Source organism: uncultured Sutterella sp., from assembly GCF_937923675.1.
GTDB lineage: Bacteria > Pseudomonadota > Gammaproteobacteria > Burkholderiales > Burkholderiaceae_F > Sutterella.
This window is the reverse complement of the sequence record NZ_CALDXB010000053.1, coordinates 1-24,617: the sequence shown is the minus strand read 5'-3', so window position 1 is coordinate 24,617 and position 24,617 is coordinate 1. Positions and strand designations below refer to the sequence as shown.

The 24,617-nt window shown below is 59.0% G+C and carries 19 protein-coding genes; 7 read left to right on the top strand and 12 right to left on the bottom strand.

From position 1 onward, the window contains the following. The first annotated feature begins 3 nt into the window (after positions 1 to 3). The 6 genes from Q0106_RS06435 (at position 4) to bcsG (ending at position 10,976) form a co-directional block, all read left to right on the top strand. Positions 4 to 3,207, top strand: a complete 3,204-nt coding sequence (locus tag Q0106_RS06435; RefSeq protein WP_297610489.1) for a cellulose synthase subunit BcsC-related outer membrane protein — start codon at positions 4 to 6, stop codon at positions 3,205 to 3,207. A 5-nt stretch (positions 3,208 to 3,212) separates the two neighbouring features. After that, a complete protein-coding gene (locus tag Q0106_RS06430) occupies positions 3,213 to 4,934 on the top strand; it encodes an EAL domain-containing protein (RefSeq protein ID WP_297610486.1) in 1,722 nt (573 codons plus the stop codon). Next, the gene (locus Q0106_RS06425; protein WP_297610483.1) at positions 4,931 to 5,737 is read left to right on the top strand and encodes a transporter substrate-binding domain-containing protein; all 807 of its coding nucleotides are present in this window, start codon (positions 4,931 to 4,933) and stop codon (positions 5,735 to 5,737) included. Before Q0106_RS06430 ends, Q0106_RS06425 begins: the two co-directional genes overlap by 4 nt. Positions 5,738 to 5,787: 50 nt before the next feature. Next, positions 5,788 to 7,470 carry a GGDEF domain-containing protein gene (locus Q0106_RS06420; RefSeq protein WP_297610480.1) on the top strand — a complete coding sequence of 561 codons (1,683 nt, stop codon included), beginning with the start codon at positions 5,788 to 5,790 and terminating at the stop codon, positions 7,468 to 7,470. Between the two features lie 3 nt (positions 7,471 to 7,473). After that, positions 7,474 to 9,120 (top strand): BcsE family c-di-GMP-binding protein, encoded by a 1,647-nt coding sequence (locus Q0106_RS06415; protein WP_297610477.1) that lies wholly within the window; start codon positions 7,474 to 7,476, stop codon positions 9,118 to 9,120. A 194-nt stretch (positions 9,121 to 9,314) separates the two neighbouring features. After that, positions 9,315 to 10,976 carry a cellulose biosynthesis protein BcsG gene (bcsG, locus tag Q0106_RS06410; protein ID WP_297610473.1) on the top strand — a complete coding sequence of 554 codons (1,662 nt, stop codon included), beginning with the start codon at positions 9,315 to 9,317 and terminating at the stop codon, positions 10,974 to 10,976. 372 nt (positions 10,977 to 11,348) lie between these two features. On the opposite strand, the gene Q0106_RS06405 is transcribed toward bcsG, so the two are convergent. The 11 genes from Q0106_RS06405 to Q0106_RS06355 all read right to left on the bottom strand — a co-directional run bounded on the left by Q0106_RS06405 (position 11,349) and on the right by Q0106_RS06355 (position 22,011). Further along, complete coding sequence (locus Q0106_RS06405) at positions 11,349 to 12,086, bottom strand: amino acid ABC transporter ATP-binding protein (RefSeq protein WP_297610470.1); 738 nt, start codon at positions 12,084 to 12,086, stop codon at positions 11,349 to 11,351. Beyond that, the gene (locus Q0106_RS06400; protein ID WP_297610467.1) at positions 12,076 to 12,855 is read right to left on the bottom strand and encodes an amino acid ABC transporter permease; all 780 of its coding nucleotides are present in this window, start codon (positions 12,853 to 12,855) and stop codon (positions 12,076 to 12,078) included. Before Q0106_RS06400 ends, Q0106_RS06405 begins: the two co-directional genes overlap by 11 nt. Beyond that, complete coding sequence (locus Q0106_RS06395; RefSeq protein WP_297610464.1) at positions 12,855 to 13,721, bottom strand: transporter substrate-binding domain-containing protein; 867 nt, start codon at positions 13,719 to 13,721, stop codon at positions 12,855 to 12,857. Before Q0106_RS06395 ends, Q0106_RS06400 begins: the two co-directional genes overlap by 1 nt. 111 nt (positions 13,722 to 13,832) lie before the next feature. Further along, positions 13,833 to 14,834, bottom strand: a complete 1,002-nt coding sequence (locus tag Q0106_RS06390; protein WP_297610461.1) for a tyrosine-type recombinase/integrase — start codon at positions 14,832 to 14,834, stop codon at positions 13,833 to 13,835. 313 nt (positions 14,835 to 15,147) lie between these two features. After that, positions 15,148 to 15,900 carry a hypothetical protein gene (locus tag Q0106_RS06385; RefSeq protein ID WP_297610457.1) on the bottom strand — a complete coding sequence of 251 codons (753 nt, stop codon included), beginning with the start codon at positions 15,898 to 15,900 and terminating at the stop codon, positions 15,148 to 15,150. Positions 15,901 to 16,216: 316 nt separating this feature from the next. Next, positions 16,217 to 17,104, bottom strand: coding sequence for a cysteine synthase CysM (gene cysM / locus Q0106_RS06380; RefSeq protein ID WP_297610454.1), 888 nt, complete (start codon positions 17,102 to 17,104; stop codon positions 16,217 to 16,219). 15 nt (positions 17,105 to 17,119) lie between these two features. Next, positions 17,120 to 18,205 carry a sulfate ABC transporter ATP-binding protein gene (gene cysA, locus Q0106_RS06375; RefSeq protein ID WP_297610451.1) on the bottom strand — a complete coding sequence of 362 codons (1,086 nt, stop codon included), beginning with the start codon at positions 18,203 to 18,205 and terminating at the stop codon, positions 17,120 to 17,122. A 43-nt stretch (positions 18,206 to 18,248) separates the two neighbouring features. Further along, positions 18,249 to 19,067 carry a sulfate/thiosulfate ABC transporter permease CysW gene (gene cysW, locus Q0106_RS06370; RefSeq protein ID WP_297610448.1) on the bottom strand — a complete coding sequence of 273 codons (819 nt, stop codon included), beginning with the start codon at positions 19,065 to 19,067 and terminating at the stop codon, positions 18,249 to 18,251. Further along, positions 19,064 to 19,900, bottom strand: a complete 837-nt coding sequence (cysT, locus tag Q0106_RS06365; RefSeq protein ID WP_297610446.1) for a sulfate/thiosulfate ABC transporter permease CysT — start codon at positions 19,898 to 19,900, stop codon at positions 19,064 to 19,066. The genes cysW and cysT overlap by 4 nt, the downstream gene beginning before the upstream one ends. Positions 19,901 to 19,905: 5 nt before the next feature. Beyond that, positions 19,906 to 20,931, bottom strand: coding sequence for a thiosulfate ABC transporter substrate-binding protein CysP (gene cysP / locus Q0106_RS06360; protein ID WP_297610443.1), 1,026 nt, complete (start codon positions 20,929 to 20,931; stop codon positions 19,906 to 19,908). A gap of 189 nt (positions 20,932 to 21,120) precedes the next feature. Continuing rightward, positions 21,121 to 22,011, bottom strand: a complete 891-nt coding sequence (locus tag Q0106_RS06355; RefSeq protein ID WP_297610441.1) for a LysR family transcriptional regulator — start codon at positions 22,009 to 22,011, stop codon at positions 21,121 to 21,123. A 106-nt stretch (positions 22,012 to 22,117) separates the two neighbouring features. Here Q0106_RS06355 and Q0106_RS06350 point away from each other — a divergent pair, with 106 nt between their 5' ends. Further along, complete coding sequence (locus Q0106_RS06350) at positions 22,118 to 23,080, top strand: MBL fold metallo-hydrolase (RefSeq protein ID WP_297610438.1); 963 nt, start codon at positions 22,118 to 22,120, stop codon at positions 23,078 to 23,080. A gap of 205 nt (positions 23,081 to 23,285) precedes the next feature. Here the strand turns inward: Q0106_RS06350 and Q0106_RS06345 are convergent, their stop codons facing one another. Next, complete coding sequence (locus Q0106_RS06345) at positions 23,286 to 24,461, bottom strand: porin (protein WP_297610435.1); 1,176 nt, start codon at positions 24,459 to 24,461, stop codon at positions 23,286 to 23,288. Positions 24,462 to 24,617 lie beyond the last annotated feature (156 nt).

The window sequence follows — 24,617 nt, the reverse complement described above, 5'->3', positions numbered from 1 at the left end:
AGGATGCCATTGCTGATCCTCGCCCTGGCCCTGGCGTCGCCCTGCGCAGCGGCCGCTCAAAACGCCGCTCCGGCGCAGGGCGTCGCCCCTGAACCCTGGCTCGAGAATCAGGCAACGCTCGCGCGGGCGGGCGGCTGGGAAGAAATCGAGCGCGATGCGCTCCGTCGTCTGATGTCGATGAATCCCAACGATGCCGGTCCCAAGCTTGAGGAGCTGCGGCTTGCCATTTCCGCGGCATCGCCGGACCCGAAGCAGATCAGGAACCTCGTGCAGAGCCTCTGCGCATCGGCCGATGAAGCGTCCTGCCGGGAAGCTCAGGTGCTTGAGGCATCCATTCAGCCTCCCATGAGCGATGCGCTTGCGGGCGCGAGACTCCTCTTTCGCGCGGGCCGAAGCGCCGAGGCGCTCGAGCTTTATCAGAAGACCTTTCCCGCGACTCAGGGGAGGCCTCCGGAATCAAGCCTTGAACTCGAATATCTCTCGGTGCTTCTCACCATCCCCGGGCGCGAGGCCGAGGGCGTGAAGGGCATTGAGGCGCTCATCAGGCGCTTGGAAGAGAGCGGGAGCGTCATTCTTTCAAAGCGCGCGGCTTCCCTTCTTGCTCGACATCATTTTGAACGCACGCTGGCCGAGGCTCTGAACGACATCTACGAGAACGGCACGCGCCGCGAGCGCGCAGCACGCGTTCTCGAGGAAGCATTGAAGTCTCACCCTCAGGATACCCGCACCCGACGCTGGAGAAATGCGCTCAATGAAGGGCTTTACTGGATCGGCGTCGACCGCGGCGACATGCTTGCGGCGCGCGGGCGGTTTGAAGAAGCGCGCCGCGCTTATCGCGAATGTGCCCATTTTCGTCCCGATCTGCCCTATTCCCACCTGGGGCTCGCAAAGATCGCGAGACGGCTCGGGCAATGGGGCCGGCTTAAGGCGCACCTCGCCGATGCCCTGGCAGCGAGCCAGGGTGCGGCGCCGGGCGAGCGCAAGCGCGTGGCCGGTCTTCTCGCGCGGGTTGATGAGGAAGCGCGGGATGCCTCTGCCGACGCGTATGAACGCAAGGCCCGGGATGCCGAAGCCAGGGGGAATCTGAAGGAGCAGATTGAGCTCCTCGAACGCACGCTGCGCCTGCGCCGCCCCGAACCCTGGACGGTCTCGAACTACGCGGCGGCGCTTCTTGCTGACGGTCGGCGCGACGACGCGGTTGAGGCATGGCGGATATATTCCCCCGACCTCAGATCCCCGGCGTGGGCTCTGCCCTATGCCCGTTTTCTGTTGAACGCCGGCATGGAGGCCTCTGCGCTCGACGCCGCCATTGCCGCAGATCTCCCCGAGCGCAACGATGACTGGATGCCGATCGGAGACGATGTTTCAGATGCCGAAAAGCTTCTTGACCTCCGCAGAGAGCTCGAGGTCAATGCTGCGTTTGAGGAAGCGCTCAGACTCGCCGAGAGCGGCAACCGAGCCATGGCGGCCGAGGTGCTCGCCGGAGCCAGACCGGAAGCGGACTGGCAGATTGCTCAGCTCGCGCGCTGGCAGGCCGGAGCCGGCCTCACGAAAGACGCGGTTGCCAACTGGGACCGCCTTTCCGGGCTTCCGGAATGGGAGCGGGAAGCGCCCCTCAACGCGGCTGAAGTGCTTTTGAGCGACATGAATGAAGGAGCGGCGCATCGGGCGGCCGCGAGGAAGCGCCTTCACGCCTTCCTGGAACGATTCGACAAGCGCGAGACCGTGAACGGCCGGCCGCTCCTTCTCCTCTCCATGGCTGAAGTGAGCCGCGTGGGCGCACTCCTCGAGGAAGCCGATGATGCTCCCTGCGCGATGAAGCTTTACCGCAAATATGCGGCGCATGCGCCCGGGGGTGAGGATCGGGACAGTGCGCTCGTGGTGCGAAAGGCCGCTCAGTCGCTTGAGGAGAAGGCTCCCGAAGAGGCGCTCGCCCTCTACCGCCGGGCATTCGTCAATGCAGGCATGGTTAAGGCGGGCGAAGAAAAGAACGATGCCGCCTTCACGCGCGCCATGCGAACGCCCGACGTGCGGAACGATTCCGAGTGGCTTAAGAATTCGCTCCGCTCGGGCGCCTCGGAACTCTATTTGAATGAGACCCCGGAAGTACGCACGGCGCTCGTCTGGAACTACGACTCCGGCACGCAGGGCTTCTCCGACCTCTCGGCGCTCACCTGGATAAAGGAGGCAAGACTCCCGGCCGCAGGCGGCTGGCTCACACTCCGGGCCGACACGGTGCACTATGACGTCGGCAATCTCCGGCTCGAGGAGCCTTACGGCGCCAAATTCGGCACCTGCTACGCCCCGGGATGCCGCGGGCTTGCAATGCGCCGGGATTTCGGCGAATCGCTCGCGGTCGCCTGGGCGCGCGGAGCGTTCGCCTTCGATGTCGGCGTGACGCCGATCGGCTTCACGTATTCCGACCCCGTGGGCGGCGCTTCCTATTCCTGGGACCTTGACCCGGGAAGCGTCACGGTCTCGATTTACCGGCGGCCTAAGTCTTCGTCCCTCCTCTCCTTCGGAGGCATGCGCGACCCGCAGACCGGGCGCTCCTGGGGCGGCGTGAGGCGCACCGGGATTGAACTTTCGGGTTCTCTCGACGAAGGGGAATCGGACGGCTTCTGGGGCTTTGTCTCCTACGAGATGCTCACCGGCAGAAGCGTCGCCGACAACCGGGCGCTTCAGGCCATGGGCGGCTGGTACCACAGACTCATCAACGAACCCAATCACGAACGTACGGCGGGCATTTCCCTCATGTACTGGCACTTCGACAAGGATCTCTCCGACTACGTCTGGGGCCAGGGCGGCTACTACTCGCCGCAGCAGTTCATTTCGCTCGGCGGCTCGCTTTCCGAAGCGCGGCGGAGCGCTCTCTGGTCGTGGATTCTTGAAGGACGGGTCGGAATTTCTTACGCAAGGAGCAGTGCGCGCGACCGCTATCCCCTCAGGGATTCCATGCCCCCCGTTTCCGATCTTTACGCCCGCGAGGCGGAGGAGTCCTCCGTCGGCATCGGCCTTTCGGCCCGTGCCGCATTTGAGCGCCGTCTTGCGGACCGCTGGTTTTTAGGAGGCGAATTCATCTATCAGAAGTCTGACGGCTTTGCCCCGATTCTCGCGACGCTCTGGCTGCGCTACACGCTCAACGACTGGGCGGGCGACCTTCCGCTGCCGCCCGTCGCGCCAGAACCCTATTCCGAATGGCAGTAAACCCCATGCAGTACATCAAACGTTTTCTCGCAAGCTTCTCCGACGACGCAGAAATGACGGCTGCGGAAGAAATCGTGCGCCTCGCCCGCGAAAGCGGGACCCTGGACGCCTTTCGATCCACCGCTCCGGCCTCGAACGAAGACACTTATTCCTTTTTCGGCGATCTCGCCTCCGGCGAATACCACTTTTCTCAGGATCTGAAGAAGCTCTTCGGAGAGCCTGCCGAGAAGCCCTTTTATGCAGTCTGCGAAATCGAAAAGCGCATCACGAACGAGGTCGACAACCGGATCCGCAAGGCCGCCATACGGGCGCTCACCGACGGCGCGCCGCGAATGGTCGAATACTTCCGCGTCGAGTTGAACGGGGAAACCGTATGGACCTGCATCCGGTGCGCCCGCGTCCATCACGCGGCGAAGGGTCCCCTATACGTGTGCGGCAGCGTGGAATTCATCAGCGACCGCAGAATCCTCCTCGAACTTTTTCAATTCACGCACTGCGGCGAAAAGCTCGCGAGCACGCTCGGCATGCTCCTTTCCGCCCCTGCGGGCAGCTCCGCGGCCGTGCTACGCATGACGCATTCGACGGAACCGGGGCGCGAGGATCTCGTGAATCTGATTTCCCAGCGGCTCCTGCAGCATTCGCAGGCGCCCGATTCCGTCATCTGCAGCTCGACGGGCTGCTGCGGCGCGCTTGTCGTCATTCTGCGCTCGGACAGTCCCGAATGTCTGAGAGCCTTCAACGAGCTCCTTTCAGCAGAACTCGCGAGCATCGGGCTGCCCCTCGACTTCTTCTCCGCGCTCAGCCTGATTTCAACGGGAGAAGACTGCTCCTCTCTTCAGAGCCGGATGCCCAGGGTAATTGAGGTGCTTGATCTTCTTGCCAGAGATGGGTGCGCGACAGAGAGGAGCGACACGATCCTGAGTCTCGGCGACGTGCTTGAGCTCTACCGCGCCATCAAAAACAACTTTTCGGGCTTTGAGCTCCACTTCCAGCCCGTCGTCAGCCGGCGCGACCGGGCCATTACGGGCGGCGAGCTCCTCATCCGCTTCCGCACGCCGCATTCGAATCTCGGGCCAAACAAATTCATTCCTGTACTTGAAAAAACGCCGCTTGCCATTCCGCTCGGACGCTGGACGTTCGAAGAGGCCCTCCGCGCGGCCGAGGAGCTCCGGCACTCGGACTGGACCATCGGCTTCAATGTAAGCCCGATCCAGGTGGATGACCCGCTCTATCTCAAATTCATCATGGAGACGCTCAAGTCGTCTGAGGAACCTGCAGAGCGCTTTCTCATGGAGATTACGGAAACCTCCGAAACGCTCTACCCGCAGAATCTCGGCCTCTTTCTGAAAAAGTGCCGCGAGATGGGCATGCGCACGGCAATCGACGACTTTGGAACCGGCTACAACAGCATCGAAATTCTTCTCGAGGCCCCCTTCGACGTGCTGAAATTCAGCCGCAGCCTGACAGCCAAAGCGCTCAGGTCTGAAGCGGGCGCGCGGCTTCTCGGAAGATGCATTGCCGCCGCGCGCGAATACGGCGCCGCCGTCTGCGTCGAGGGTGTTGAGACGGCTCGGGAGCTCGCGCAGCTTGACGCGATGGAGCCCGATTTCTTCCAGGGCTGGTATTTCTCCCGGCCCGTCAGGATTTCCGTCGCCAAACGCCTCTCGCTCGAGCAGCCTCTCCGCAATTCCCTGGAACCCTCTGAAACAAAGGACGCCTCGCTATGAATGACGCCCGCCTCAGTCCGAAAGTTCTTTGGGGCGTTCTCGCCCTCATAGCCGCCCTCGTCGCTCTGGTCTTCACGATCATGACGCGCAGTCCGGCCATTGAAAAAACACAGTTCCTGCGCATCGGCGTAGAGGAAAACTACCGCCCCTTTACATATGTCGAGAATGGCGAACTTGTCGGCTTTGATCCCGACATCAGCCGAGCCATCTGCAGGCAGCTCGACATTCAATGCGAAATTGTCCCCATGCATTTTGATGCGCTGATTCCGGCGCTGCTCGACGGGAAGATTGATCTCATCACCGCCGGTCTCGGGATCAATGAGGAGAGACGCAAAACCATGTGTTTTTCCGACATCTACTACCGCTCGAGGAGCTTATTCATCTCCACGCAGCAATATGCCCTGGGGATCAATGAAAACACTGCCGAACACCTTGTCATCGGCGCCCAGCGGGCGTCGCTCCAGGCTGAGGTCGTCCGCTCCCGCTTTGTTCCGAAGGGCGCAGTACTCAAAGAATATGAAGACTACGAGGAACTCGCCGAGGCGCTTCGCGCCGGCGTGGTCGAAGCCATATTCGTCGACGGCCTCTCAGGCTACCAGCTCCTCAAGCAGGCCGAAGGGAGCGGGCTCTATATCGGCGGCATCGCTGAAGGGCTGACCTCAGACATCGTCAACGCGCACATTGCCGCGCGCAAAAACGACGAAGCGCTCATCGGAAACATCAATAAGGCAATGGAGCAACTCAAGGCCTCCGGGATTTATCAGACGATCAGCCTGCGCTACTTCGCCTTCATGAACTACTAAAGGCAGCTTTTGTCGCCCCTTTCGGTTTACGCTCAAAAAGAATAAAAAAAATGCAGTTCTTCAGAAAAAACGTCTCCGACGCACGGGAAGACGGCTCATCCGGATTGAGGAGAGACGAGCGGGGCTTGATGCGGCTCCGCACCTTCCTCATTCTCCTTTTTGTGCCGATCATCATCCTGATGATGATCTCCGTCGGCCTGCTCATACAGGTCAACAGCAGCATTTCAAAGCACACGTCCAATCTGTCGAAGGAATCCGTTCAGAAAATCCTTTATGCGCAACGAAGCTTCGTCAATCTCGAAAGTCTCAGAAGCGCGCTCACGAACCTTGCAACCACTCCAGGTCTGGCCAACGCAAGAAATGCCTACATAGACGCCTTTGCGCTCCTCTCCGAATCCTCCATCGACCGCCACGAGAGCATGAAGGCAGAGACGATGGAGCTCCTCGGGAAAATCCGCACGGTATGGCTTGAGCGCCAGAAGCTCGAAGCCGAACGCGATGCCGTTTATCTCGAATGGAAGATTTTCCACGGGTTCGGATTGATGACCTATCTCCTTTCCGGCAATCCGAGCTACGAAGAAAACGACTTCCCAGCATCCATGCGCGGCAACGAACGCCTTGAGGTGGTCGAGGCGGACGTGGACGTGCTGAGCAAACTCGCTCAGAAAATCTACGGCGACATCCATCAGTCCTGCCAGGGTCCGTCGCTCACGGGTAACCTGCAGAATGCGTGCAATGGATTTTCCCGCTCCTACGAACGCCTCACGGAACAATTCAGAACGCTCAAGGCATCAAACGAAAATTTCCAGGCCCGCCTTGATGATATGGAGGAAAGCACCTCGAAGCTCTCGCGGCTCTTCATCGAGATCGAATCCCAGGACATCCTCAAGGATGTGCGCGTCATTAATCAGCTCGCCGAACAGCTCCAGCCCATCGTCGGCACTTTCACGCTCGTCATCTTCCTGATCAGCGCCGTGCTGATACTCGGCTTCATGATGCTCCTGAGACCGCTCAGAGCTATTTCCATTTCAATTGAGCGTTTTGAGCAGACGCTCCAGGTGCCCGAGAAGATCATTCATTCGCCGATCCAGGAGCTCAGCCAGATCAGCGAATGGCTGACGGTGCTCTTCAGGCGCTTCGCAAAAGAGCAGACGAAGGCAAAGGAGCTTTTCTCAAGCTACCGCAGCCTCCTCTGGACATCAAGCCACGATGCGCTCACGGGTCTTGCCAACCGCTATGCGCTCCAGAACTTCATCAATACGACCCCGGTTGCGCCGGCGAAGCTCGGCCTCATGATGGTCGACATCGACTTCTTCAAGCGCATCAACGACACCCGCGGTCACCTTTTCGGCGACAAGGTGCTTCGGGCGGCTGCGCACACGCTCAGATCCGCCGTCTCGGAAAGCGATGAGGTGTTTCGCTACGGGGGCGAGGAATTCTGCGTGATCTGCCCGGACGTCACGGATGAAAACCTCCGGAAGATCGCAGACCGGCTGCTTGCAGCCGTGCGCAGCATCTCCCGCGACACGGGCGAGCTTCATGAGGGCGAAGTCGAAAATCCCCTCACCATCTCGATCGGCTGCGCCCGCGTGAGCGCGAAACCCGGCGCCCTCAGCATTGAAGCCATGATTGCCTCGGCCGACCGGGCGCTCTACCGCGCGAAGGAGTCGGGCCGGAACCGGGTGGAAATCGCCCCGCTCAACACGGCCGACGCGCCGCAACCTCAGGCCTGATCCATGATGACTTTACGAACAACCAGGGACTATCTGCTTGGGATTGACGGCGTGGCCGATCCCCTGCGCACGCTCGCCAGGGGGAATCTCTACATTCTTCTTGCGGAAAATGAAGCCGATGCGCTGCGCGCCGTACTGCCGGCCGCGGCTGAAGGCACGGAAGGGAGGGTTCCTCCTCTCTTTCTCCTTCTCGAGCATCCCGACCGGGCGGTCCTCACACGGGCGGCGGCGCCGATGAGCCTCGGCCGCTTTTGCGCCGCCGCAGCAGCCCCCATCCGACGCCTGCGGAGCAGAGGTGCAGGGCTCATAGAGTCCGCGCGGTCGCTTTATTCTGCAATTTCCCCGGACGCCTCCGCCGCGGTGCTCTCCTTCAGCGTTGAAAGCGCGCTCGAACTTCATGCCGAGGAGCTTTCCCGGGTGCTGTCGGACTGTGCGGATGCTGCCCGGGACCGGACGCTTCCTGTTCTGTTCATTCTTTATGGGAAGAAGGCGCTCGACATCTCCGGCGCACTTATGCGCGAAAGCGCGCATCTCTCCGGACTCGCGCTTCTCTATAGCGCACAAAAGCAGATCAAATGGAGAACCTTCTTCTGGCATGTTCCGGGCTTTCACACCGGCGAAAGCGAAATCCTGCTCGCAGAGAACACGCATCCGGCGGGAGGCTTCAGGACGCTTGCCTCGACCGAAGCGCATGACGTTTCGGGCGACGACGACTTCATCTGGAGCGCCGCCCCGATCCTTGAATACGATGAAGGCGAAAACAGCCGCGTGCACCCGCTCGGGAGCAATGCGGAAGTTTTTGAGCGCGGCATGCTGAGCACCGCCGCCACTCTGGTCTTCCGCATCGACCACCCGTCCGACATCAAGCCCGCAGCGAAAATGATCGCCGAGCTGCGAACGCGCCGCGGCAGACTCCTCAAAATCGCCGTCTGCGCGGTGGGTTCGCCCCTCAGGGCCTCCTCCGAAGCGTTCCTGCTCGCCTGCGGGGCCAACCTTCTTTTTGAACCGAAGGCGACGGCCGGCCACGTTCGCGTCATGCTGTCGAGCCTCTCGGGCGTGACCTTCCCACATGCGCCGCCGGCAGATTTCGATGCCCTCGCGCGCTCCTTCGACGTGATCACCGTGATGGGACTGCAGGCAGTCGGGAAATTCCTCGAGCTTGCAGAAAATGCCGTCCGGTCGCCCTTTGACCGTCAGGACATGCACGGCGCTTTCGTGCTCCTTGAACCCGACCCCTCGCTCACCGCAGAGGAAGCGATGACGCAGTTTTCGCCGAGACGCTCGGGCGACATCGGCGCCGTGCTCGGCAACCGCGGCGTGGTATTCCTCTCGGGCTGCCACCCCTCCTTCGTTGAGCTCTCTCTTCAGCGCACGTTCCTTCTCGACCCGGCGCTCCTCTTTCACTCCTATCACGCCGCTTTCGACGATCGGGACGTCCTTGCGCTCATAGCGCGCTGCCGGGCTTCACTTGCAGAAAACCGGGCATCCAAAAACATCTACGACCGCAGGCTCACGCGCCGACCCGCCGATGCGGCGCCGCCGCTAGAGAGCCGTACGGCTCAGATGCTCCGGACCTCCCTCATGAAGCCTAATCCCATCACCCCGGTGCGGTGCTCAACCCCGGACGCCTCAAGCGGAATAAAAAAATAAATGCAGCTCTCCGACCTCTCCTCCCTCTGGAGCCTGATTCTTCTCTGCGCGCTGGTATTCATACCTGCAGGAAGTCTGTTCTCACGATACCGAACCGACCTGATGCGGGCCGTCCGATGGATGCTCATCGGACGCCGGCGCATCCGCAGAGCCCCGTCCCTCGAGGCCCTGCTCCAACGTGAGGAACGCAGCAAATGACTCAGCTCTCGCCGAATTCCTCCTTTTCCGGCGGCTCACGGGGCGCCGGCATCTGGAACCTCTACTTCATCGGCAAATTCATCCTCCTCTGGCTCAGCTACATTCAGCTGAAGCCGATCGAAAATGCCGCGCTCCTCGCCCTCATTCTGATCCCGATCAGAAGCCTCATCCTGCGCCGGATCCGGGCCGCTGCCGCATTTGCGGCCGCGTTTGCCCTTCTCTGGTCTGAGAGCTGGCTTCCGGGTCCCGACGCAATCATTCGCAACCTCGGAAATCTCGCCGATTTTTCGCCCGCCTATCTCCTCGAACTGGCCTCCTCGGCCATCAACATCGAGATGGTTGAGATTGCTTTTGCCGCCTGCATCGTCTGGATGCTTTTAAGAAACTGGATCCGCTTTACGGTCTTCACGATTGCCGGACTCATCTTCTTTTCGCTCCCGAACTGGAGAACGTTCATCGATTCCGACAAAGCCGAGGCTCCGCAGGAGGCAGCCGCTGAAGCAGCTACCGCTGCGACCCCGGCGCCAACGCCTGCGCAGGCTGCGGCCGGGCCGCTTCCTCCCCAGACCGAACCCGCCGATGATGCCGGCATCAATCGATGGCTCGCCCGCTTTTACCAGTCGGAGAGTGAACGGAAGGCCGGCATTCCGCAGGAATCCCGGCCCCGGGACTTCGACATTGCAGTCGTCAATATCTGCTCCATGTCCACGGATGATCTTGAGGCGTCGGATCTAGCAGACCACCCTGTCTTCTCGCGGTTTGACGCGCGCTTTGAGAACTTCAATTCCGCGACGACCTATTCGGGCCCCGCCACCCTGCGCCTGCTGCGCTCTGTCTGCGGGGAACCTTCGCACGAAGTGCTCTACAACCATCGCGAACCCTCGTGCGAGCTTTTCGGGCGCCTCGAGCAGGCAGGCTGGAAGACCACGTTCTTCATGGACCACAACGGCCAGTTCGACGGCTATCTCGATTCGCTCCGGGAACGCGCTGGTTTTGCGGCGAAGCTTTCCGATCAAAGCAGCTACCGCCAGGCGCTCGCCGCCTTTGACGATTCGAAAATCTATCGTACCGCCGACGTGCTCCGGGACTGGCTCCGGCATAAGCCCGCAGACGGCGCGCCCACAGCCGCGTTCTTCAATCTTATTGCGCTCCACGACGGAAACCGGGCGCTCAAAAGCACCCGTCCGATGCCCTTCAAGCCGCGGGCGGAAACGCTTCTCAACGACCTGAGTCAGGTGATGTCGGAGATTGAAGCCTCGGGACGGAAGGTCCTCTTCATCATCGTTCCGGAACACGGCGCAGCCGTGCGCGGAGACAAGATTCAGATGGCGAGGCTGCGAGAAATTCCGAGTCCCCGGATTACGCACGTTCCCGTGCTCGTGAAGTTCTTCGGACTTCCGAAGGAGGCGCTCCCCGGAACTCAGATCCGCATCCCCGAAAGCACAAGCTATCTCGCGGTTTCAGAGCTCATCGGCCGCACAGCGGCCTGCGATCCCTGGTCTGCGGCAACGACCTGTCCCGGTCCGCAGGAGCTCTTCAAGGGACTTCCGCAAACATGGGCGGTTTCTGAAAATTCCAATGCCTCGGTTCTCAGCTATCAGAACAAATGGTGGGTAAAGCTCCCGGGAGACAAATGGATCGCTTATCCGGGAATGTAGCCTGAAGGTCGCAGGTCCCGGTGCCCCCTGGCGTCTTTTAAAAAGAATCTCCCCCATCCATGCCAATCGGCTGAATGGGGGAGCATTCAATTCAATGATTTATTTATTTGTCAACGGATTACCTGGGGCGTTTCTGCAGCATCCCGAGACTGCATGGCGTTCGCATCAGACCCGAAAATCAGATCCACCCTAAGCGACGAGTCTTAAGCATCGACGACAAAGGCGACTTGGCACAGAAACATGCACTCTTCTAACTTTACTAAAAAATGACCTCCCTAGAGCCGCTAAGAATCCCATTTTTGGATTCAACTATAACTATATAGGTATTACAGGACTTCCATTTACGACAAATCAGGGTTTCTCCTCCCCGGCTCACGCATTCCACTCAAGAATCCGCCCGAGGAAGTGCCTCAGCTCCGGCGCCTGCGGCGCCTGGAACAACTCCGCACTCGGCCGGCACTCCAGAATCTTCCCGGCATGAATGAATGCCGTCTTTTCGCAGGCCTTCCGCGCAAACCCCATTTCGTGCGTGACGATCACGAATTCAATGCCCTCGTCCTGAAGTTCCGCCACGACGTCGAGCACCTCAGCCGTGTATTCCGGATCAAGGGCGCTCGTGGGTTCGTCGAGAAGCAGAAGTTTGGGCTTCGGCGCCACGGCGCGTGCAATGGCGGCGCGCTGCTGCTGACCGCCCGAGAGTTCCGCAGGGAGCTTCCCGGCATGATCCGCGAGACCAAAGCGCTCCAGAAGCCCGAGCCCCCTCGCCTTCGCCGCCTCCCGCTCCCAGCCGTGCACCTCGACAAGCGGAAGCGTGATGTTTTCAAGCACCGTCATGTGCCGGAAGAGATTTCCCTGCTGAAAGACAAACCCGAGTCGCCGGCGGAATTGCAGAAGTTCAGCCTCCGTCTGTGGGATCGGAGTCCCTTCCAGACGAATGTCTCCCGAGCTCGGAAGAATCAGGCCGCCCAGGATTCTCAGAAACGTGGACTTCCCGCAGCCCGATGACCCGATCACGGCAAGGGACCGCGTTTCGGTCGAAAACGTGATGTCGTTCAGAACGGGCGCCGCGGCATCGAACCGCTTGGTGAGGTGCTCAAGATCAAGCCGCATAGGAGAAGCGCTTTTCGAGAACCCTGCTCGCATAGGCGACAGGAATCGTCAGAATGAGATAGAGGATGCCGAGGAAGAGATAGCTTTCGACGAGCTTCAGATTGGTGGCGCTGATTTCCCGCATCGCCTGCGTGAGCTCCACCACGGAAATCATCGAGAGAAGCGACGAATCCTTGATGACGGAAGCGAACTGGCCGGCGAGAGCCGGCAGCGTTCTCGCCGTCATCTGTGGAATGATGACGAATCGCATCGTCTGCGCCCGCGTGAAGCCGACGGCCCTGGCGGATTCGAGCTGCGCCGGGTCAAGCGACAGGTAACTCCCGCGCAGGATCTCGGAAATATAGGCGCCCTGGAAGACCGAGAGAATGATGACGCCCGCCCAGAAGCGATCGTCGAAGCCCCATGCCGTCCCTACCAGATAGAAGAAGAGGTAGATCTGCATGATGAGGGGCGTGCCGCGGATGAAGATCACGTAAGCGGACGAGAAATACCGGATCGGCAGAAACCGCGACTGGCTCGCAGCGGCGGAGAGCGCGCCGAAGATGAGGGAGAGCACCATGCTCGCGAGGCTCACGCCGACGGTCAGCAGAAATCCGTCCCAGATCCGGATGCGGAAGTCCGGCAGGAACGAGAAGTCGAGCCGATAGTCGATTCGCGAGAGCGATACCCAGAAGAAGCCCACGATCAGGACTGCGGCGAGTATGGAGCTCGCCGCAGCCTTCAAAACCGAGGGCTTCTCGCCGGAAGCAACGGTAAAAAGTCCCGGCATTACTTCTTCAAAGGCGTGAAGTCAAAGAACCACTTGAAGCCGAGCTTGTCGAAGGCCGCTTTTTCAGCCGAGAGGTGCTTTTCCGTCAGGCGGTCGAATTCGCCGTCCTTCTTGCTCTCTTCAATAAAGCTGTTGAGCGCGTTCAAAAGGTTCTTGTCGCCCTTTCTCACCGCAACGCCCCAGGGCTCCACATCCTGGAAGGGAATGAAGACCGCGTTGGTGGTGTCCGGGTTCTTCTGCCAGTTGCGGTAGATCGTGAGCTGGTCGTAGAGGAAGCCGTCGGCCTTGCCGGTCGAAACCTCCATCACGCAGGCGCTCTCGTCGGGGAGAGCCGTGACGGTCGCGTTCGTCAAATGCTTCTGCGCAAAGAGATAGCCCGTGGAACCGATCTTGGCTGCAATCTTGCGGCCCTTCTGATTGAGATCCTCAATGCTCTTCACGTTGCTCCCCTTGTTGGTGAGGATGCCGAGAAGCGCATTGGCGTAGGGCTTGGAAAAATCGACCGTTTTCGCGCGTTCAGCCGTGATCGTCATCGAGGACATCACCATGTCGACCTTCCCCGTCACAAGGGCCGGAATGAGGCCGTCAAAGGAAATGTTCTCAATGCGGATTTCCTTGCCGATCTTCTTGCCGAAATCCTTCATGAAGTCGACGGAGACGCCGGCGGGATTGCCGGTAGCATCCTTCCCTTCAAAGGGAGGGTAAGCGAGCTCCATGCCGACCACGAGCACGGACTTCTCCATCGTGTCGGCAGCTGCCGTCGACTTCGGGGAATCAGAGGATTTTTCGCCGCAGCCCGCAAGTGCAAGGATCGAAAGCGAGAGCGCAGCGGCCACCGCCCTTCGGCGGGAAATGAAATTCATCATTGGTAAACCTGAAAAAGAAAATCGGCAGGAAGCAGAAAGTTTCTTGCCGAACAAATTTGTGCCAAAGCATAGCGCAATTGGGACCCCTTCACGAGAGCACGTGAAGGAGAATCAAAGGTCGAGCTGATTGACCGCATCCTTCAAGGCATCGGCCGTACGACGGTCGTATTTGGCGGTCGTCGTGACATTCGCGTGGCCCATAAGGTTCTTGACGGCCACGATGTCGACGTTCTTCGAAAGAAGCCTCGTCGCAAACGTTCGCCGGAGATCATGGGTTGTAATGTGCTCAATCCCGGACTCGTCGAGGGCTTTCCCAACAATCCGGCCGATCGATGCCGGATCGAGGGGCTTCTCGAGCATCAGCTTCCCGCCCTTCGTGTAGCGTCCGAAGAGCCAGCCGGGCGCAGGACCGCGAACGGCAAGCCAGGCATGAATCCGGGCACTCACGGCGGATGTCAGAAATACGGTGCGCTCCTTATTCCCTTTGCCGAGCACGCGGAGACTCCCCTCCGCCATATTGAGGTGTTCCATCCGAAGGGTCGTCACTTCCGCCCGTCGCAGACCGCACCCGAGAAGAAGCGCAATCACGGCCTGATCGCGCACAGCGCTCGGGCGGTTCTCTTCGTCGGCGGCGGCAAGGAGCTTTCCTGATTCTTCCAAAGAGAGCGCGCGGCCCCTCGGTTCGCGATGGACTCTCAGCTGCTTCACGGCCTTGATCTCTGAATACGTTTCGAGATCGAGCTGCCGCAGGCGCCAGGCGGTTTCCGCGACGCCCTTCAGGGCAGAAAGATAAGCATTGACGGAAGTGGCGGAGAGCCCTCTTTTGTCTGAAAACTCATGCACGAAGGCAACCGCATGCGCATAGCGGAGCTTCCCCCAGGGGCAGCTCACGGCATCCGGGAACCCGAACCAACGCGCAATCACATTGAGGCGCGAGCGCACGGCGCGGCGCGAAGCCTCGGAATGAAGCTCCGCGAGATAGGCCGCCGCCGCGTTCACATCGTGCGCGGCCGCTTCCGGGGCATTGAGAAGCCCCGTTCCAGCAGGCGAATTTTGAGCGATTGCGGGGAGACCACTCTCCGCTTTCGCATCTGAAAGGCTGTCAAATTGCATCTGCCGAGTTTTTCCTACCTGTTTTTGAATTCACGCCGTTTTCCACCGACTCCGGCAGCTGATATGCGGGTTAACCCCCGCATACCGGTACCGCAGCGTATTACGCACGATAACTGCAATTATATGGCGTAATTTTGAGCGTGCAATACCCTCCAGCGTTCATCAGCGTCAGCTTCATCGATGTAATTTTTGTTTGTTGTTGTATTGAATAGCTTTAATTCCTTATTTATTCGCATTAAATTATCAGAGCATGAAGGTATGAGTATCACCATAAATTAGAATTCCATTCATTTACAAATAGAATTATTCACCTTCATTCTTTTTTTGCATATTGAGACTTTGTTCCATATCGCGTTCTATAGAAGTAATAGAATTGCCAGAATGACGGCATTTCAATCCATTCAGATTCATCTTCTACTTCATTGTTAATTGAATTAATTTTATCAACAAGCAATGAATAGAATTCCTTCACTTTCAATTCTTTCGTATTGACAATCTCACCATGTCTTTCAAGCATCTCAATGCATGAGTCATTCATGAGATCAAGAATTCTGGGAGTAAGCGCAGCGCCGTCCTTTTTCCCCTCACCCGCTTTTCGGCCGCGCTTGCGCCCCGTCATGGCGCGTCCCGGGTTGCCTTTCAGCATAGGCATCAATGACTTAGCGTTTTGTCCACGCCGCCAGTAGGTAGCGATCAGGAGCTTCAGCCTTCTCGCCTGCTTGACGTCCCCTGCCGCTGCGGCATTGCAGAGGTCTTCAATTCCTCTCTCTGAATAGAGTTCGGGATTTGAAAGAAAAGGAAGAATAGTCTCATAAAGATCGCGTCCCGTTTTCTCAACAGACTCCGTCCATTTTCGCGAAGCCATATCTGCGAATGGATCCAGTTCAATTGTTGCAGTTCCATTCTCAATCATTTCATTCAGCTTCGATGTTGCTGCCCGAACCAAATGGACTGATTGCCCTTTCATTTTAATGAGCAATGTCAGACTACCGAATATCTTAATAACTCTATATTCAATTTCATTCCACTTTATGATTTCATTCTCTTTAAACTTATTCTCATTCATTTCATTAGATTCCAATTCTAAATTACAAACATAGATAGCATATTCAATTTACATTGCGAACAAATTCAAATTGCAGTTTATCAGGAACCGGGAAAAACCGCGAAGAAAAACTAGGCAGTCCCTTTCAGGAGCGGCAAGAATAACTGCCCAAAAAATAGGCAAATTAGCGATTTTGAACGTTTACAGCACTTATCTATATGTTGTATGTGGAAGTTCGGCTGCTCAGGGCATAAAAAATCCCTGCCGTGCGCAACCGCATGACAGGGATTTGGAAGATGTGAGACTGTACTAAGCCGCTCAGTCGCGTGAAAACGCGTCAGCTGCCGAAGACGCCGGTGGAAAGATATCTGTCGCCCCGGTCGCAGATGATCGTGACGACCACGGAGCCCGGATTCTTCTCCGCGATCCGGATCGCGCCCGAAACGGCGCCGCCCGACGAAACGCCGCAGAAGATCCCCTCTTCCCTGGCGAGCGCCCGCATGGTCGACTCGGCGGCCTCCTGCGTTACGTCGACGGTTTCATCAACGACCTTCGGGTCGAAGATCCCGGGGCGATAGGCTTCGGGCCAGCGGCGGATGCCGGGGATGGAGCTCCCCGCAGCCGGCTGCATGCCGATGACGCGCAGATCCGGAATGATGGTTTTGAGGTAGCGCCCGGTACCGACGATTGTTCCCGTCGTTCCCATGGCGGAGACAAAGTGCGTGACGCGCCCGCAGGTCTGGGCGATGATCTCAGGGCCCGTTGTGCGGAAGTGCGCGAGGGGGTTGTCCGGGTTGTTGAACTGGTCGAGGAGATAGCCTTCGCCGCGCTTCTGCATTGCCTTTGCGAGATCGCGGGCGCCTTCCATGCCCTTTTCCTTGCTCACGAGGATGAGTTCAGCACCGTAAGCCTTGATGGCCGCGCGGCGCTCGAGCGACAAATTCTCCGGAAGGATGATCTTCATGCGGTAGCCCTTCAAGGCCGCGATCATCGCAAGCGCAATGCCCGTATTGCCGCTCGTTGCTTCAACAAGAACGTCGCCGGGCTTGATGTCGCCCCTCTTCTCAGCCTCCTCAATCATGGAGCGGGCCGCACGGTCCTTGACGGACCCGGCGGGGTTTGAGCCCTCGAGCTTCACCCAGATTTCGCTCCCGTTCTGAGGAGCCAGGTGCTCGAGCTTCACAAGCGGCGTCATGCCGATGGTGTCGATGAGTTTTCCAGCCATTTTGAAGATTCCCTGTCAGGAAAAAGCGTGATGATCGATTCGAATGGGGAGCCTGTCGCTGCCGCGGTAGAAGTACGCCCGGTCCAGGCTCATGTAATAGGTGTTCCCGCGCGTGGGGAGCGCATCCTCAAGGAGAATCGCGTTGATCGGATCCGGATACCACCCTTCCGGGCGGGCAAGGACCTGAACGGCGCCCCCCTTCGGGCGCGAGGCCAGAACCTCAATCGGGAGCTGCCCGAGACCGAAGGTGCGCTTCATCTGCGCGTCGATGGGCCTCAGAAGCACGTCGACGGGACCGGACTCCACTTTTTCTCCGGAGAGCGGAAGATGAAGTGAGCCGAGATGGAGCTTTCCGTCCTCAATACGGCCCTGGAGCACATTCACGTCGCAGAGGAATTTGAGAACGAAGCGCGTTTTGGGCCGCGTCCAGATTTCTTCCGGAGCGTCCGCCTGCTCAATCCGGCCGTCCTTCATCACCACGACGCGGTCTGCAATCTGCATGGCCTCTTCCTGATCGTGCGTGACGAAGACGCCCGTAAAGCGAAGCTTTTCATGGAGGCGCCGGATCCACTGACGCAGATCCTCACGGACCTGGGCGTCAAGCGCCCCAAAAGGCTCGTCGAGAAGGAGAACCCGCGGCTCGGTGGCAAGCGCTCTCGCCAACGCCACGCGCTGCTGCTGGCCGCCCGAGAGCTGCGCGGGGTAGCGTCCGGCAAAGTCGGTCAACTGCACCATGGCGAGGAGATCCCGCACGCGCGCTTCAATGGCGGCTTTGGGGAGCTTCTCCGCCCCCTTTCTCACCGTAAGGCCGAAAGCAATGTTTTCCGCGGCGGTCATGTGCCTGAAGAGCGCGTAGTTCTGAAAGACGAACCCCACGCGGCGGTCCCGCGCCGAGACGTCCGTCATGTCGGCGCCGTCAAAGAGGATCCTGCCGGAGGTCTCCGTTTCAAGTCCCGCAATGATTCTGAGGAGCGTCGTCTTCCCGGAGCCCGAGGGCCCGAGGAGCGCCGCCATTTCACCGGTTTCAATGGTGAGCGAAATGTCCTTCAGCACCGGCGCGCCGCCGAAGGTTTTCTGAATGCTGTCGATCTGAATGCTCATGATGAAAGGGTCTTCCTTGGCTCAAGTTCGGGCTCTCAAGAGCTCAGGCTCTGCGGCGGGCTTCAAGGCGCTTCTTGATGAGGAGCGTGAAGACCGCGAGAAGAGAGAGAGCAGCCGCAGCCGTAAAGGCGCCGACGGTGTTGTAGTCCTGCTCGAGGAGTTCAATCTGAAGCGGGAGCGTCATCGTTTCGCCGCGGATGCTCCCCGAAACCACCGAAACCGCACCGAATTCGCCGATGGCGCGGGCGTTGGTGAGAAGGACGCCGTAAAGAAGCGCCCAGGAAATATTGGGCAGCGTCACATAGCGGAACATCTGCCAGCCCGAGGCGCCGAGAAGAATCGCGGCCTCTTCCTCGGCCGCGCCGCGGCTCTGCATGACGGGGATGAGCTCCCTTGCTACGAAGGGGCACGTGACGAAGATCGTGACGAGCACCATGCCGGGCCAGGCGAAGAGAATCTGAATCTGCGAAGCCTCAAGCCAGGGCGCAAGGGGCCCGTTCGCGCCGTACCAGAGAAGGTAGACGAGGCCCGCGACCACGGGCGAGACGGCAAACGGAATGTCGGTCGCGGCAAGAAGCCACTGCTTTCCGGGAAAGTTGAACCGCGCGCAGCACCAGGCAAGCATGATCCCGAAAACGAGGTTGACCGGGACGGTGATGAGCGCAATGCCGGCGGTGAGCCCAATTGCATGGAGCATCTCCGGGTCGCTTAAGTTTTCGAGCACCGGCATCAGGCCCTTCTGAAACGCCTGGGCAAAGATGTAGACGAGCGGGATCACGAGAAAAAGAACCGCGATCAGGACGGCAGCGCCGATGAGAATGCGCCGGGACAAGTTCGAAGCGCGTTTTGCGGATGCGGTCATGCTGGGGCTCCGAGGCGTCTGGCAAGGCGCTTTTGCAGGAAATTGGCGAAAAGGAAGAGCGAAAGAGAAAGCGCGAGAACAAGCGATGCGATCGCGCTCGCGGCCGGGTAGTCGAATTCCTGAAGCCGCATGAAGACCATGAGCGACAGCACTTCCGTTTCGTAGGCGATGTTGCCGGCAATGAAGATGACGGCGCCGAATTCGCCGAGCGACCGGCAGAAGGCAAGGGTCGTGCCGGCGGCAACCGAGGGCAGGATTTCAGGGAGAATCACGCGGCGGAAGATCTGGCCCTTCGTGGCGCCCAGGGTCTCAGCCGCCTCTTCCGTTGTTTTCCCGAGGTCCTCGAGCACCGGCTCAACCGTGCGCACAACGAAGGGAATCGAGGTAAAGGCCATGGCGACGACAATCCCGAGCCATGTGTAGCTCACCTTTATGCCGAAAATTGAGAGCCAGGCGCCGTACCAGCCGTCCTCAGCGAAGAGCGCCGACAGCGTGAGGCCTGCGACAGCTGTTGGAAGCGCAAAAGGCAGGTCGATGAGGGCATCGAGAATCCCGCGCCCGGGAAAGCGGTAGCGCGCGAGCACCCAGGCAAGAAGGACGCCCGCAACGCAGTTGAAGACGGAAGCCCAGAAGGCGGAAAGGAGCGTCACCCGCAGGGCGGCAAGCGTCTGCGGATTCGTGATGATCTCCCAGTAGCCCGCAAGCGTGAGGTGCGAGAGCTCTCTCACGAGCGCGCTCATGGGGAGGAGGAGTATCAGCGACACAAAGGTGACGCTCACCCCGAGCGACAGTCCGAAGCCGGGAAGCACCCGGCGCTTCTTCCTTTCCGCCATGATGGTTACTTCCTGCCGAGCCTGACGAGACGATCGAATTCACCGCCCGTCGCAAAGTGCGTCTTCATGACGGCCGCCCAGGAGCCGAAGCGTTCCTCGACCGTGAAGAGCTTCGTTGCCGGGAAGCGGTCCTTCAGGGCCTCCATGGTCTTCTGATCATTCACGCGGTAGTAGTAGCCCGTGATGATTTTCTGCGCTTCGGGGCTGTAGAGATACTTGAGATAGGCTTCCGCCGCATCCTGAGTCCCCTTCTGCTTCACCACCTTGTCGACCCAGGCAACCGGGAATTCGGCGAGGATGTCGGTCTTCGGGACCACGACCTCAAAGCCCTGATCCGCATATTTGTTGCGGATGTTGTTGATCTCGGACTCGAACGAAATCAGCACGTCGCCGATTCCGCGGTCGACGAACGTGGTCGTGGCACCCCGTCCGCCCGTATCAAAGACGGCGACGTTCGAGAGGAACTTCTTCATGAGCTCCTCCGTCCCCTCCTTCGAACCCTTTGACTCATCCTCAGCAGCCGCCCAGGCGCCCAGATAGGTGTAGCGCGCGTTCCCGGAGGTCTTCGGATTCGGGAAGACGAGCTTCACGCCGTCCTTATTGAGGTCCGACCAGTCGGCGATATGCTTCGGATTCCCCTTTCGCACGAGGAAGGCCATCGTCGAATAGAAGGGAGAGGAATTGTTCGGGAGCCTCGCCTGCCAGTCGGCGGGGATGAGCTTCCCCTTGTCGTGGAGAACCTGAATGTCGGTCACCTGATTGAAGGTGACGACGTCGGCCTTCAGGCCCTGAAGAATGGCAAGCGCCTGCTTGGAGCTCCCGGCATGAGACTGACGGATGGTGAGCTTGTCGTCCGGATGCGCCTTGTCCCAGGAGCTGATGAAAGGAGGATTGAGATCCTGGAAAAGTTCGCGGGCCACATCGTAAGATGCGTTGAGGAGTTCGGCGGCGTTTGCGCCCGGCAGGGCTGTCGCTCCGATAATGGCGGCGGCAAGCGCTGCGGCGCCCTTGGACCAGATCAGTTTCGGCATGATTCTCTTCGCTTAAAGTGGTTGGCAGAGGTCGATCAGCCCCGCTTCATCGTTCAGTACGATGTCTTCTTTGCGGGGTAACCCCTATATGGTTAACCCCTATACTAGCGAACTTGTTGAATCCTGCCCTCAGTACTTTGTGGTAATACCGCAGTATTCAGGAACAATCTGTTTCAGGAAACGTGCGCTTCAGCTTCCAGTCCCGCCGCTTCTCGCATTGATGCGCGCTTCAACTTCCTGAGCCAGGAGATGCGCACCCCGATGAATGAAGTTCAAAGCGGGAAAAAGTGCATAGATATTCCGCGTCGGAAGGGACCAGTCAGGAAGGAGCCGCACGAGCTTCCCGGCCGCCACTTTTCCTTCTCCGGCTATGTCCGGAAGACACCCGATGCCGTTGCCGCGCAGCACTGCATCCCGGATGAGACCTGCTGCCGAATAGCGAAGCGGCGCATTCACCGCTATCCGGCGCGTTTCCGACCTGCGGGCGAGAATCCAGTGATTCTCTCCCAAAAGCCCGATAAGCCTGTGCGTCCGAAGCTCCTCCGGGTCGGAGGGCGCCGGATGGCTGCTCAGGTAGTCCTCAGAAGCAAAAAGGCAGCTTCGGCAGAGGCCGAGCCTTCTCGCCGCCGTCCCCGGCCTCGGTTCAGAAGCAACCTCGAACGCAAGGTCGATGCCCGATTCCACGAGCGGCAGCACTCGGTCCGATGCGAGGAGCTCTAACGACAACCCGGGATGCTTCTCCCCAAATTTCTCCAGAATGCCGCAGAGAAAGAACTCCGCAAAGCTCGTGGTTGCCGCCACCCGGAGACGGCCCGTCGGTTCGGAACTCCCGGGCAAGGCAAAAACCGCATCCGTGCGCTTCAGAATCTCCCGAGCCTCCTCAAGAACGCGTTCGCCGTCAGAAGTGAGCGACACGGAGCGCGTCGTGCGGTTGAAGAGTCTCAGATGCATCGTCTCCTCGAGCTCCGCGACCGTTCGGGTGACGGATGCCCTGGAAAGCCCAAGGCTCTGCGCTGCTCTCGAAAAACTATTCAGGTCGGCAACCCGCACAAAGGTTTCGAGCGACTTGATTTTGTCCATATTGTTCCGGATTTCAAAATAGTCTGTTGTTCTAAATTCTATTTATTTCTATTTTCCGCATCAATAGGATATCGGGATCCCGCAACCTTTATATCCCGATATGAAAATGACGACGCCATTCATCACCCGCCGCTCCCTGCTTTCCCTCGCAGCCGCCATCCCGGCTGCCTCCCTCTTCCCGGTCACGACATATGGGAATACCGGCGATCCTTCAAACCAACTGCTGTCTTCAGAGGAAGTCTCAAAACTCTTCGTCCGTTTTGCCGAAGAGCGCCGCATGCCTCCTGAACTCGGACGATGGCTCGGCAACAAATCGATTCAGGAAATTTCTCCCTACAAAGTCTTCGACAACGTCTGGTGCGTCGGAATCTGCTGGGTTTCCGCCTATGCCATCCGCACGAAGGAAGGCGTCATTCTGATCGACACGCTCCACGAACCGTTTGTCGACAAGCTCCTCTCGAACCTGCGCGAGGTCGGAATCGACCTTTCCGAAATCAAATACGTTCTCATGACGCACGGCCATTTCGATCATGTCGGCGGCGCCTGGCGTCTTCGGGAGCTCCTCCCGCATGCACGCTTCGGCATGAGCGCTCGCGGCTGGGCGGAAGCCAAAGGCCACGAAAAGGAAAGAAACGGCTTCAGAATGCCGTCCGCGGATCTCATTCTGAAGGATGGAGACAAAATTGCACTCGGGGAAACGACCGTCACTGTGCTGGAAACGCCGGGACACACCTGGGGAACCTGCTCCTACGTCTACGACGTCAGGGACGGAGACGAAATCCACCGCGCCGTGACGATCGGAGGCCAGGGACTCAATGCGATGGACGACATGAGGCAGCTCGAAGCCTACATCGACAGCATGAGGAGACTCGGTGATCCCGCACTCGGAATTGATGTCGACCTGACGGCTCACCCGTTCTCTACGGGTCAGACAGAGAAGATTCCGGCAATCAGAGCGCATCGCCATGGCGAGCCTCACCCGCTGGTCGACCGCAATGCTTATCTTGAACGTCTGAAGAAGCTCATTGCAGGCGCGGAGCGCTATCGTCGCCAAGGCGCCCCAGCCTGACCTCATCGGGCTCGAGCAGCTTCAGGCTTCCGCGGAGCGCTTCTTAGCAGAACCCAAGAAAAGCGTCCGGAGAAACTTCAAGCGAAATGATGACGCTTAGCCGCAGAAATCAAAAACCCCCGCAGACCGTGCAAATCTGCGGGGGAACTTTACTCAACAGAGCAGGAAGACTCTTGCAAACGAGGCTGCTCCGAAGATCGTTTTTTTAGAAGCGGTGGATCAGACCGGCAGTGACTTCGACCGCGCTGGGTTCGAGGTCAGCCTTGCCCTTCGTCTCGGACTTGTCCTGCATGTAAGCGGCAGACGTATAGACGCTGGTGCGCTTCGAAATGTTGTAGTCGTAGCCCACGGCAACATTCCAGCGGGTGAATTCGAGGAGATCACTATCCTTGGTGTCTTCTGCCGTCACATAACCGACGTGAGCCTTGGCCGTTCCGCCAAGAGCGGGAACACCAACGCCGAGCGCAACGCTGTAGCCTTCAGCGCCGTTGGCCTTAAACTGCGAACCGGCAGCGATGGAGCTCGTGCCGATCGTCTTCTGACCAACGCCGAGGGCGTTGTCGAAGTACTGGAAGGCGGCATAGGTCGTCATGAAGCCGAAGTTGTAGTTGCCGCCGAGAGTAACGGTAAGGGAGTCATCAAGATCCTTGTCCGTCGTACCATTGACAGCGTAGGTCTGCTTGGAGCCGTAGTTGACGGAATCAACAATACCGACGAGGTAGAGGTTCTGCGTCTTGTAGGTGGCGCCGATGGCGTAGTAGCGATCGGCAGAGGCCTTGCCTTCATTCCAGGAAATCTTGGCGTCGCCGGTTTCATCATTGTCGCCGGTATTGCCGAAGGTATACTGAGCAAAGGCATTAAAGCCGGCAAACGTCGGGGTCTTGTAGGTGACCATGTTGTCATAGCGGGTATGACCCTTAGCCTGCACGAACTTCATGCCCGTGATGTCCTGCCAGCCGGAAGAGAACGGGCTGGTATTGCCGAGAAGACCGTAGGAACCGAGCGCGCTGGCGAGCTGACCCATGCGGCCGAAGGCGACTTCACCGAAGGAGCCGGCGAGAGCGAGCGTGGCCTGACGGTCGAAGAGCTTGCCGTCGGTGTTAAAGGTGCCGTCATCACCATTGAAGCCGTTTTCGAGCTGGAAGATGACCTTGAGGCCGTTGCCGAGGTCTTCCGTGCCCTTGAGGCCGAAGCGGGAGCCGGAGTTCTGACCGGACATCATCTTGAAGTTGTCGGCGGCATCAACGCCGGCCTTATCGCCGTCGATGTGCTGGTAATTGAAGCCGTAGTCGACGAGGCCGTAGAGCGTAACGTCAGCGGCAAAAGCAGATGTAGCGCCGAAAGCGCCCATAACGGCGAGAGCAGCAAGAGTCTTTTTCATGATTTGAATTCCTTAGCAAAGAATTTTGTGAGTTCGGGGAAAATGAACTCGGCCTTCAGTCTCGCAACAAGCACAAGTCAATACAAGTGTCAAGATGGGGGGGGGGGGCACATTACGCGCCCCTTGTCAAGGGCACTGAGTAAATAAAGTCAGATC